This window comes from Campylobacter concisus (assembly GCF_002914005.1).
Lineage (GTDB): Bacteria > Campylobacterota > Campylobacteria > Campylobacterales > Campylobacteraceae > Campylobacter_A > Campylobacter_A concisus_N.
This window is the reverse complement of the sequence record NZ_POZU01000064.1, coordinates 1-12,193: the sequence shown is the minus strand read 5'-3', so window position 1 is coordinate 12,193 and position 12,193 is coordinate 1. Positions and strand designations below refer to the sequence as shown.

Below are 12,193 nucleotides of genomic sequence, written 5' to 3'. Positions count from 1 at the left end.
TGAAATTCAATAAAAGTTGCGAATAGTTCAGTAAAAGTTGCGAACATATGTTGTTTTTATATTTTATTAAAATATTTTATTTTAAAAAAGGATTATTTCATGGTTGACTACAATACAAAAGCAAAGAAATTAGATCATGATACCAAGAAGAGGCTACTGCAGAGATTTTTAGGTAAAGAAAATGAATTTCACCATGTTCTAAAGAAATTATTAGAAAAAATGCATCAAGAAAAAAATCCGTATATAGAGATTTTACAAGGATCGAATGAGAATGGCAAAGACCTTGTTATGGAGTATGATGGATCTACTGGCAATAAAAAGTATACAGCGTTTGTTGTAAAGGCTTTAGAAAAATTAGATGGTAAAGCATCTGGAAAAACAACAGAAGTAGTAACACAAGTCAAGCAGGCTTTTAATTTACCAGCAAAACTGAATGATAAAAATGAAATGGTAACCATTTCCGATGTATGCATTGTTAATCTCGGTACGATTACACAAGGTGCTCAAGAAAGAATTCTATATGAAATAAAAGAGTCCCCTTATAAAAATAATACTGAGTTTATGGATATTACGAGGTTAATAAATTTATTTGAACAATATTATCCAGAATTCTTTTTTAATGGGAGCATGGAATCATTTTTGTTGGATCGCATAGAAAAGATAGAAGAATTTCTGGGAGACAATAATGACGATGAGTATTTTATTCAGCCAAATATTAAAAAAGTTATGAGGAGTAGACAAGAGTTAATAATAAGCGATAATGATAAAAATACCCTCAATAGGATAGGCGAACAAATTTTTGGCAAAAAAGAAACTCTTGATTCTTTTTTAAAAATATTAATGTCAAAAACTAAAAAGAAATTTTTACTAACCGGCGACGCAGGCTCTGGAAAGTCCATTTTGGTATTTAAAATGGTGCTCATTTCTATAAATTATTTATTAAAAGAAAACTACAACCACGTCCTTTTGGAAGAAAAAAAGGATTTTGCATTACCTGTGTGTTTTAGGGCTATTGATTTTATTAACAGTTATTCACTGCATAATTTTTCCAATATTATAGAATCTTTTTATGGTAATATGATTACCATAAAGCCAAATTTAATTATTATAGATGGAATAGATGAAGTAGGAAACGAAATAAGAGATAAGATAAAATATAATATTGAGAGTTATTTAAGCGAGAGTAATAATAATGCAAATATACTTTTTACGTCTAGAATAAACTATGGAATAATAGAATCTTTTTTCGAATATGAGAATTATGAGCTTTTGCCATATGGTGTAAATCAGGCGATATCTCTCATTAAAAAAATAATTAAAACAAACAATATATCAATCAATATTGTAGAAAAGAGCATAAACGAACTAGAGGGACAAATACCATTCTATCCTTTGGCGTTAAAGCTTTTAATGGATGTTGTAAAAGAAAAACATGAGATCCCAGCATCCATTACGGAGTTATATAACAGATATGTCAGTCTAATTTTTGGTGAATACAAAACGACAGATGTTGATATTGACAAACTTTTTGAGCCAAAAATAAAAAAAGACTTTTTAGCTAATTTCGCATATCAATATTTTTTCAAACAAGATAAGACTATCGTGAACAAAAATGATTTTAGCGAATGCGTCAATTTCTTCTGTGATAAATATAAGTTTATAGCAGATAAGTGTAGTTTTATTGATACTATTACTAGAACGTCTCTTATTAAAGTAGACGAAAATGGCAATATGTCCTTTTCGCACAAATCATTTCTAGATTATTTTATTGCATTATATTTTAGGGACAATAAAGAAGAGCTAGACGATATTGATCAGTTTGACATCTTGTTTGATTTATACACTTCTGATGGCCTATGGGAGGATGTTGCTTATTTTTATTTTGGGTTAAAAACAAAGCTTAATCAAAAAGACTTGGAAAAGCTAAGTAGTAGAATAGAGTCCTTAGAAGACAGATTTGAAAAAAATATCAATATAATGTTTTTAGGCAAGCTTCTACAATATGGTTGGATGACCGAAAATACTATAAAAAATAAGGTTATAGAAAAGGCAATAAACAATTCTTTAAATTTAAAAGATGACCTTAACTCTGTATTTCAGAAAATTCTAAAAATAACAAATCCACCAAAAATACTTAGTAGCATAGCAATGCTCCATTTAACTGGAATGTATTATTCTAGTATGTTTATTGTTGACGAAGTAAAAAATATAATTTCTGAGGTCGCAAATACTCCGATAACTGATAGTAGTATAGATTTACAGCCAGATGAAAATAAGCTCTACTTTTGCACCATCTACATACTATCAAATATAGATTTATTAGGAAAAGAATATGTGGGCGATATTTTGCTTAAGTTTTTGCCACAAATAAATAGGATGTCAAATATTGAAAATAATCTATTGTTGACTGTAATAATAGATATATTCAAAAATAAAAAGAAATTAGACAACAAAGAAGATCTTAACTTATGTATAAAAAAAATAGTTAATAGGCAAAAGAGAAAATACCCCGAATTGATAAAAAGTATATTTTCCACAAAAAAGAAGAAAGACTTTAAAAAACTACCATCCTACAAACATAAAAAGGCAAATTAATATGTTTGTATGCCATAGGTAAAAAGTTAAAATGTTAGCAGAAAAATTAAAAATCGAAGAGAATAATTATACTGTACAATTTTTTTATTGTGTGGTATATAAAGATGATCTTTTATATATAAATTTTTAAGCTTAGAATAGAATAAAATAGATTCTAAGAAGTACTCAGAGGGCTTCGGACAATGAATGAAAGTGTGATTTTACAAGATTTGATATTGACAAAATTACCAAAAAATAAAAAGTTGATTGTCTTTTCATATGGAGATATTTATCAAAACGAAACGAATTTTAGTATCCCAATCATTTTAAAAGAGATATTCAAAGATAAACCCGAATATTTTCTATCTTTTTTCAACCTAAAAGAAATTTGTGCTTTCCCGTTGGGTACTGTTATTGAAAACCAGCAAAAAAATGGAACCAGTGCAGGAGATATTCACAATTTTCAAATAAGTATTGGCGATGGATTGCTGGTGACCAAAAATCTTAAGAATATACCTATTTTAGATAAGTTTATGAGTGAGCTACCTGAAAAAATAGGTAAATACAATATTGGTTGGCATAAAAATCAGCAAAAATATTCAACCTTTACAGATAATTTATCTGGAAGAACGGTTATTTTTCCACACTATGAAATCGCAAGATATTTCTACTTTACATCAGCATCGATGACTAGACAAATTATGTCGGAGACTCAGGGGCAAAATAGTTCATTGGATGGCCTTTATAAAAGAGCAACATTAGATAATGGGATTGGTAAAATATACTTAAAATTCAATGCAAATAATATTGATGCAGAAAATATATATAGATTTGTTATAGACAAAAGAGCTAATAATATGTGGCTACAAATAAGAAGAGATATGGTTGCTAGCAAAATATTATCTGAGCATAGGAAACAAAGTGCTAACTTTGTGGGCTCGCCAAATACGATGACTATTCAAGCAAATTTTCCAGTACCTGGAAAAATAAATTTTAAGGCAAGAGTTAAGGTATTAAGTGATGGATCATTGCTTGTTTTAAAAATCTTGCAAGAAAATTCGTTTTATCCATTTGAACAGCTTAAAGTTATTAGAGAGCTTCCTGGAGGAAAAAAAGATATAATAGGTGTGATAAAAAGCACAAAGCTGTCCAAGAAAGATTTAACGAATCAACTCAATGAAAGAACCCCCAATATTTTACATAGTTCAGTAAGTATAGTAGATAAAGATGAGGATGCTAATTTAGAGGCAAAGTTAGATCTGCTCAATAAAACTATTGAATTTGAAACGATTACAGAAGAAGACCAAAGTAGAGAAATAGTACGAGGAAGTGATAAATTGCAGGAGGACAAATTAGATCTAAGCTCAAACGACGCGGAAGTGCAGGGCGATCTAAATACTACAGAGGGGCACTTGAAAAAAGAAGACGAGGATAGTGAGCAAGAAACCGGAAGTTATATAACTATCGAAGACATAAAAGCCATGTTGATGTATTGCTCTGATATTTATTGCGATTTTTCATACAAAATTTTAAAATGCGAGGACTTGCCTCAAAAACCAAAAAACTATCGAGGAAGGCATGCGTGGAAGAGGGCTACAATGTTGGATGGAGTGACTCCTAGAAAGTATATAGTGGTTGAGATATACTACAAAAATTGTAGGTACATTATTCTTGAGATACAAAAAGACAAATTGTTAGAAACGCTTAGTACGCTTTTAATTAGGGATTATTATAATAGTATAGATGAGGATATCGTGCAAGAAATAGTCACAAACATTGCAAAAACGAGTAATAGTTGGTTGCAGGATTTAAAATTTAAAATGACCAAATACTATTTATACCATCCATATGATACACGTGAGAAAAAGATACAAGATTGGGGCAAGAGGTTAAAATGCGTACTGGAGAGATATCAAGAAAAATGACTCATTATAATATAATCTATAAATACGAATAAAAATTAATAGATAGAGGTTGCATGCCCGTAAACGACAAAAATAAAAAAGCTTTTAGTTATAGTTGCGTGGATAGGAGTGGCAGGAAATTTATATATAAAAATTTTAATAAATCATGCAGCTATAAAACCAATTTTTCCGGCACTATATTTGACGGCACTTCTTTTATTGGAACAAAATTTAAATTTTGCAGTTTTTATGAAGCCCAAATAAGATCTTGTTTATTAAATGGAACGCTTTTTAGAAAATGTAATTTAACGAATGCACTTTTTGAAGATTCAATTATTTCATCTTCGGTTTTCAAGGAGTGTAAAATTAAAAATTGCAAATTTTATAATTATAAAATAGTATGCACAAGCGGCTTATCAAAAATTATTAGTAAAAGAAATTTAAAAAATACCGAAATATTAACAGCTTTTCCTAGTAGTAATAATTATAGCAAAGAGCTATTAAAGGCTTTTGATAAACTTCGCAATAACCGCTTTATAAAAAATTCTAGCGTATTATTTCAAAAAAGAGATGCAATAAATACACTATCGGTCGATATATTGGTATCAGAATTTGGTGAAAATTTTCTAGTAAATAATTTATCAAGCCTTAATCATATATCTTGTGATTTTCATACATTGAGCTATATTAAAAAAATATTGTATAAAAAACAAAAAAATGATACAATAAATGAACTCGGTTCTATTGCCACACAGGGCTCTATAAGCTAATCAAACACTCGTCTACGGACTGATGCGAGTTAAAGGTGTTTGTAATACAAAAATTAGCGGAGGTGCTACCTATGGTATCAGATGTTTTGACGGTTGTCTCTTTTTTTACATTAATGTGCTATAAAACCTTGCATTACATTGGCTCTGTGTTTAGCAATAGGATGTATTTTTTAATAATGCGTAAAAACCTAGCATTAATATATCAGGCATCTTAAAGAATTGCCATCGTATCCCGTATGCTCAAATATCACTAACTATAAATATATGATATTTTTAAGACCAATCCAAATTTATTGACCATAACAGTTAATTATAAAATTATCATTTATCTACTCTTATGAAAGCCCAGTTCATATATTCTTGTTTTCGCTCAAAGCGGTTGCCGTTAAAGTACTTATTGAGATTATAAACTTCTGGCTCCGTAAGCTCTCTCGAAAGTCCCCATTGTATTTTTTTAACAAGATCGTCGATAGTTTCAGGTATTCCATCACCGCATGAAGTTTGTATATACTCTAGCTTTGGAAGATATCCCATTTGGAATAAAATATTTATTAAATATATAAAGTCTGGTCTTTTTTCAATATTGCTTCCAAGAGCATTTAAAACGTCTTCGTTAATGAAACTACCGACTTTAAAAGTAATATAAAGGGCTTTTTTCGTCTTTGAAAGTAATTTCTCTAGGGCTTGTTTTAAGTCATCTACGTCAAGGCAACGAGATGCAAACGTAATATCGCACTCAGGTACGTCGCTAAAGTCGTCTTCGAATGCTTTTTGCGCGAATTCAATATTTTTACAATTAAAATCCCGAGAGTTTTGTTCTGCGAATTCTAGCATTTTCGACGAAAAATCATAACCGTAAATTTTATCTACCTTATTTGCTGCAGCTATGCTTAATGCTCCGGTACCGCATGCGAAATCAAGAAGCGTTCTTGCGCCATCAAAATCGACTCTTGAGATAAAGTCTTTAACATAGTCGCTCTTAAGTACGCTCTCGCTAAAGCTTGCTGCCTTAACGTCCCATTTGGCTACTGATTTCCTAATAAAAGAGCTATTTGTTCTTTGCTCCTTATAAAGCTTATTAAAATCCAGCCTATCGTAATTAGAAGGTAATATCATAATTTGTCCTCATATTTTTGATAATCTATTCCGTAAATCTTATCTATATTTGATGGATTTATCAATTCATCGCACTTTCCAAAATCTAGTATCTTGCCGTCTTTTAAAAACAATACTAGATTTGAAACAAATTTAGCGTGACGAGGGTAATGAGTGGTTTGTACGAAAGTATACCCCTCGTCTTTTAGCGTCTTTATCATTTCAAGTAGTTTAATTTGATTGCCGAAGTCAAGCCCGGTCGTAGGTTCGTCCATAAAAATAACTTTGGCGCCTTGTACTAAGGTTCTAGCGATATATGCTAGCTGCCTTTGTCCACCGCTTATTCTAGTATAAAGTTCATCTTTTAGCTCTAAAATACCCATTCTTTCCAATGCATACTCGGCAAGCTTTTTGTCGGCAAGGCTAAAGTTAGAAAATAAAGACGTTCTGCACAATGCGCCCATTAGTACTATATCAAATACGCTATATTCATATGACGGGGCATGCGTTTGAGGAACGTAGGCTATAAGCCTTGCAAGTTCTTTTTTTTCGTAATTCCTTACGCTTTTACCGCATATATTTACCGTACCCTCAAATTTTAAAAATCCAAGCATAATACGCAGGAGAGTGCTTTTGCCGCTACCGTTTGCGCCCAAGATACTAAGCGTATCGCCTTTTTTGATACTAAAACTTATACCGTTTAGTATATTCTTATCTTTGTATCCGAATTTTAGATTTCTGATTTCTATCATTAAAAACTCTTTTTAGCTCTACGAAGCACTAGAATAAATATAGGTATTCCAAACAGTGAAGTTACTATACCTATCGGGACTTCAAAAGTAAACATAAGTCTCGAAAAGTTATCGCAAAAAAGTAAAAATATAGCACCTATCATAGCTGAACTAGACAATACGGCGCGATTATCCGCTCCGAATATAAAACGAGCCATATGTGGAACTATAAGACCTATCCAACCGATAATACCGGCTATCGTTACGCTTAGGGCACTGATAAAAGTAGCAACCAAAATAACGAAAATTTTAACCCTAGCAACATTTATGCCCAGACTTTTAGCCTCTTCTTCTCCCAAACTCAGTGCATTTAAATATTTGCCGCTAAAGGCCAACAATAGTATTCCCGCAAACATCGGTAGAATCGAAATTTGAATAAAATTCTTCGAAGCAAACCCTAGGCTACCCATTAAAAAATAAGTAATAGCCGGCAATGAGTCATTTGGATCGGCTGCGTATTTCAATGCTGATAGTAATGATGTGAAAAGAGAACCGCTAATAACACCTCCTAGAACCAATACTATAATACTGCCAGAGCGTGAATAAAAGGCCGATATGCTTAAGGCCGTCAGTACCGCTATAAAACCAAACGCAAAGGTACTAAGCTGAATGAGATATTCGTTTAATCCGAAAAACATTCCTATGGCGGCGCCGAATCCGGCACCGCTTAAAACCCCAAGTATTGATGGACTTACTAGAGGATTTACAAACATGGCTTGGTATGCTGAGCCAGAAATAGCCAAACTAGCGCCTATTATAATGCAGGCCATTATTCTAGGAAGGCGAATTTCCGTTATCAAAGTATGCATAACTTGATAATTTTTCAAGTCTTCGCCTTTTATAACGGCTTTAAAATATGTTAGATAATCTTCCGCATTAAAGCCGTATTTTCCTATTAGTACCGAAAGTAACATAAACCCTAGCAATAAGATACTTAAAAACGTAAAGGCTTTTTTACTCACCTATAAGCTCTTTTACTTGGTTATCGCTTATGTCAACCTCTAGGAATAATTTATAAAAGTCCTTAACTTCCTTATTCATATTGAATTTAAATACATCAGGGTGAGTTAAATTTATAAGCCATTTAAGCCCTATGAATCTCATAAATGAAGGCGGACGATCAAACCAAGAAAATGGTTCGCGAGGTAAGTAATAAGCTCTTTTATTTTTTACGGCTTTTAGTATTTGCCATTTAGGATCGTCATAGATTTTATCATAAAAGCTCTTCTCGAAAATTAATATAATATCAGGATCATATTCGGCTATTTGTTCAAAGCTAATTTTAATGTGCCCATAAGCCGTAGCATCCGGATTTCCACTGCATTTATGTACATTTTCGGCACCGCTTAGCTCTATAAGCCTAGTATGCCATGAGCCCTCGCATTCAGTAGCTAGTCCGTCGGGATCTTCGGCATAGTATATTTTAGGCTTAACAACTGAGTTTTTTACTATATATTCATTAAGCTCTTTTGAAATATCCATGGTTTTTTTAGAATACTCTATTAGCTTTTTTACTCTATCTTGCTTATCTAAAATTTTGCCCAAAACCTCAAGAGAGTCAATGTAATCTTCTAGTTCATAGCCTTTTAAGTACAGCATAGGTTTATTTATGCCACCCAGGGTTTCTTTGAATTTCTTTTGAGTATTTTTAGAGTCAGAATTTACTAATATCAAATCAGGATCTAGCTTTAAAAGCATTTCCATATTTGGAATTTTGCCTTGCCCGAAAAATCCTCCTACTACCGGCTGGTTAATCATACTCTCTTTTAGATACGGCTTTTCTCTTTTACCGAAACTAGAATTTATACCGCTGACTTTCTCGGGAGCAACGGCATATAGCAAAAATAGTAACGGTGGATTACTGGCGTAAACTTTATTTGGGACTCCATTTAAAGTCTGAATATCTACGCTATTTTTTGATATAAATTCATCAATCTGTTCGTTTGTCATAGCAAACGAAATATTTAGAGAAACAAATAATAAACACAAAATATGTTTTAACATGACATTATCCTTTTTTATAAATTTATCTTTAATTATAGAAACAAACTCTTGTCGGGCATCTTACCGCCCAAAAGCTTTGGATTAAACTCAAAAATAGTTTCAAAAAATGACATTATCTCATCTTGCATATCGCGAGCTTTTGTTACCGTCAAATTTGCCCTATCAAATGCATTAACCAGTGCCGGCTCTGGAACCGGTAGATATTCGGCTCCTATTTTGGCAGCACTTTGCTTATTATCTTTGATCCAAGATAGAGCGTTAGTTAAGTCGCTATGAAGCGTATCAAATAGAGGCAAATTTGCTTTATAAAAATCTACGTCGACTATAATGCCCGCCATCGGAATGTACGGCTTGGTATTAAAGCTTTCTCCCCAGACCTTAGGAATATCTACTCCGTAATGTACCGCTATCCCCATTTTCTTCCCGCGCAGTATGGTTGCTGCCGGAAGAGGTTGAGGGGCGATTAAAATATCATAATCTTTTTGTAAAAATAATCCTGCAGCTTCCGGCGGCGTCTGCGTATACGTAATGTCTATTTTGGAAATATCTATTCCTCGTTTTTTACAAAGCGCTCGCAGAACCAAATCAGGCATATCACCCTTAAAAGGAATTATTAATTTTTTGCCGATAAAATCTTCAAAAGTTTTTATATTCTCATCTTTTACCATGGCTTGTATCGTACCAAGGCTAAGCAAATTTAGCATAGCTAAATTTAAGCCGTGATTTCGCATGTTTGCTCCCACGTTTGATGGCGCCATAGTGATTTTTATTTCCCCATTAGCTACGCCTGCTCGGAGTTGATCCGTACTATTCCAAATGCGTAACCTCACGTCATGAGTCTTTGCTAGCTCGCCTTGTAGGCTTGCTACGGCCATTATCACGCTAGGGATTGCCGGCGCGCCCCACATCGTGAAATTTTCCTTCGCAAAAAGGCTCGGCGCAAGAGCTGTAGCACCAATCGCCGCGCCAAATCCTAAAAAACCTCGTCTATTCATATTGTATCTCCTTGCTATACAGATAGTTGTCTTTAAAAACTAGAGTGGAAGCTGACAAACACCGCCCTCCCCGGCGCGTGCACCACAGGATCAGGATCTAGCGCTCCTACGTGCTCACCGCTGATAAACTCGGCGTAATCTTTATCAAAGATATTCGTCACGCCAAGCCTCACGCCCCAGCTGTTTTTAAACTCAAATCCGCCGTAAACGTCCATCGTCGTAAAGCTCTTAGCCGCTTCACGCTTGTCGATGCCAAAGCCGGTGGCTTTATCGAAATCTCCTCTATTTTGCTTTGCTACGTAGCGCACCGCCGTGCCGATATTGTAGCTGCCAAAGCTCGCGTAGTCCTTGTAATCAAAGGCCAAATTTGCCTCAAACGGGCGGATCTGATAGAGCGGTCTGCCGTCGGTTTTGTTTTGTCCGTAGTTGTAAAATAATGAAGTTTTTAGCCCGAAATTTCGCGCGAAATTATACTCCCCGCGCAAATTTACGCTGTAAATCCTAGCATCAACGTTGCGCGTGATGACGGCGTTTTTATTCATCGGCGCGGCAGCGGCCGAGTGGCGACGATCGTAGATAACTAGATCCTGCGCGTCGTCTGCGATAAAGTACCCGCCCAGACTAAAGCTATCCTCGCCCTGACGCGAGCTCATGTATTCTTTATAAAATTCGCTCTTATAGGTAAAGCCCAAATTTACGCGGTTGTGGCGCTCTGGCTTAATAAACGGATTGCTGATCCAGCCTCTAGTAGTCGGCCCATAGAGACTGCTAAAGCGTTCCATATTGCTCGGCATACGATAAAGACTTTCTATAGCCACATAGTAATTATCTTGCTTATTGGGCGTGAAGTCGTATTTTAGGCTAGCGCTTAAGCCATTCTGTTTTATGTTGCCGTCAAAGTCTTTGCCGTAAATTTGTTTAATAAGCTTAGCGACGGTATTTATCGCGCTTGCTCCGTTATAAACCGTATTTAAATCATTTAAATTCGACTTCATCCAGTCGTAGTTTAGAGCTAGGCTGAGCTTGTGCGCGTCAGTAAATTTATAGCTTAGCGTATCAAAAACTCTCGTTTTTTTATTCGTTACGTCTGCAAACCTAAAGCCGTTTAAAACCCAATCATTGCCTATTTTACGATATCTTTTGCCCTCATGATTATCGTGCTGATATCCTGTACCGACCACATTGTGCCAGTTTGAAAAATCAACATCGTATTTTAGCTCCGTATCTATAATCTTTCTATCTACTTCTACCTTTACCATATTAGAAGGGTCTGCGCGGCGCAAATGATAATTGTCGTTTCTTCTGCTCACGTCGCGTAATGCTATTTCAAAATTTAACGTATTAGATAAATCCTCTTTACCTAGCCTGGCGTTAAACTTACCGATATATCGTTGCGTCTTTATCGAGTCGGCAGTATGGTGAGGCTGCTTGTCATCGTCAATATTATCGTGCACTAGCGTAAATCTAAACTCACTTAGCTCACTAGGCACGAAACCCACGACCGCGCTTTGCCCCTGCCTGGCATAGCCGTAGTTCCATTCCCTGCCGCCACCGTCTTTGTAGCGATTGGCTTTAGAAAAGTTTGCGTTTAAAATCGTATAGAAATTTGCACCGCGGTATTTAAAAAGTCCCGAACTATAAAACGTCCTGCCGTAAAATCCGCCCGCGACGTGAAATTTGTCCATCGAATTATCGAGCAAATCCGTCACAAAAAAATAATCATCCCTTGGCACGCGGTTGAATTGATTTTCGGGAAACGCGCTTTGAGCGATGTTTGGCGTATAAGGTGGCGGAGGCGTAAAATCCTTTATCGGCTTTATAACGTCGGGATTTGCACCGTTTGCAAACAGTACCATCGTAGCCGCAGCCAGACTGATAGCTAATCTCATTAGAAATCCTTTTAGATATAATTATGATTTTTTATATCAAAATATCAAAAAGAATTGTAGTGCAATAATTTTTAAATAAACTTGATGTGGAATAATAATTAAATATCTATGTAAAGAAGTTAATATTAAGCAGGGGGCGGATTACTGTGGCCTTTTAAATAGGTTTAATGG

General features: G+C 34.6%; 9 protein-coding genes. 3 read left to right on the top strand and 6 right to left on the bottom strand.

From position 1 onward, the window contains the following. The first annotated feature begins 99 nt into the window (after positions 1 to 99). The 3 genes from CYP54_RS07230 (at position 100) to CYP54_RS07220 (ending at position 5,248) form a co-directional block, all read left to right on the top strand. Positions 100 to 2,595 carry an NACHT domain-containing protein gene (locus CYP54_RS07230; RefSeq protein ID WP_103604737.1) on the top strand — a complete coding sequence of 832 codons (2,496 nt, stop codon included), beginning with the start codon at positions 100 to 102 and terminating at the stop codon, positions 2,593 to 2,595. Between the two features lie 182 nt (positions 2,596 to 2,777). Then, entirely contained in the window at positions 2,778 to 4,499 is a 1,722-nt protein-coding gene (locus CYP54_RS07225; protein ID WP_103559951.1) for a Tn7-like element transposition protein TnsE, read from the top strand. A gap of 53 nt (positions 4,500 to 4,552) precedes the next feature. Then, the gene (locus tag CYP54_RS07220) at positions 4,553 to 5,248 is read left to right on the top strand and encodes a pentapeptide repeat-containing protein (RefSeq protein ID WP_103604736.1); all 696 of its coding nucleotides are present in this window, start codon (positions 4,553 to 4,555) and stop codon (positions 5,246 to 5,248) included. Between the two features lie 321 nt (positions 5,249 to 5,569). Here CYP54_RS07220 and CYP54_RS07215 read toward each other — a convergent pair whose 3' ends face one another. From CYP54_RS07215 to CYP54_RS07190, 6 genes are read right to left on the bottom strand one after another with little or no spacing between them, the layout of a single operon-like run. Further along, positions 5,570 to 6,364, bottom strand: coding sequence for a class I SAM-dependent methyltransferase (locus CYP54_RS07215; RefSeq protein ID WP_103604735.1), 795 nt, complete (start codon positions 6,362 to 6,364; stop codon positions 5,570 to 5,572). Continuing rightward, the gene (locus CYP54_RS07210) at positions 6,361 to 7,095 is read right to left on the bottom strand and encodes an ABC transporter ATP-binding protein (RefSeq protein ID WP_103593415.1); all 735 of its coding nucleotides are present in this window, start codon (positions 7,093 to 7,095) and stop codon (positions 6,361 to 6,363) included. The genes CYP54_RS07215 and CYP54_RS07210 overlap by 4 nt, the downstream gene beginning before the upstream one ends. Beyond that, positions 7,095 to 8,096, bottom strand: a complete 1,002-nt coding sequence (locus tag CYP54_RS07205) for a FecCD family ABC transporter permease (protein ID WP_103604734.1) — start codon at positions 8,094 to 8,096, stop codon at positions 7,095 to 7,097. Before CYP54_RS07205 ends, CYP54_RS07210 begins: the two co-directional genes overlap by 1 nt. Then, positions 8,089 to 9,138, bottom strand: a complete 1,050-nt coding sequence (locus CYP54_RS07200; RefSeq protein WP_103604733.1) for an ABC transporter substrate-binding protein — start codon at positions 9,136 to 9,138, stop codon at positions 8,089 to 8,091. The genes CYP54_RS07205 and CYP54_RS07200 overlap by 8 nt, the downstream gene beginning before the upstream one ends. A 32-nt stretch (positions 9,139 to 9,170) precedes the next feature. Beyond that, positions 9,171 to 10,133 carry an ABC transporter substrate-binding protein gene (locus CYP54_RS07195; protein ID WP_103559946.1) on the bottom strand — a complete coding sequence of 321 codons (963 nt, stop codon included), beginning with the start codon at positions 10,131 to 10,133 and terminating at the stop codon, positions 9,171 to 9,173. A 32-nt stretch (positions 10,134 to 10,165) separates the two neighbouring features. Continuing rightward, positions 10,166 to 12,022 carry a TonB-dependent receptor domain-containing protein gene (locus CYP54_RS07190; protein WP_103604732.1) on the bottom strand — a complete coding sequence of 619 codons (1,857 nt, stop codon included), beginning with the start codon at positions 12,020 to 12,022 and terminating at the stop codon, positions 10,166 to 10,168. Positions 12,023 to 12,193 lie beyond the last annotated feature (171 nt).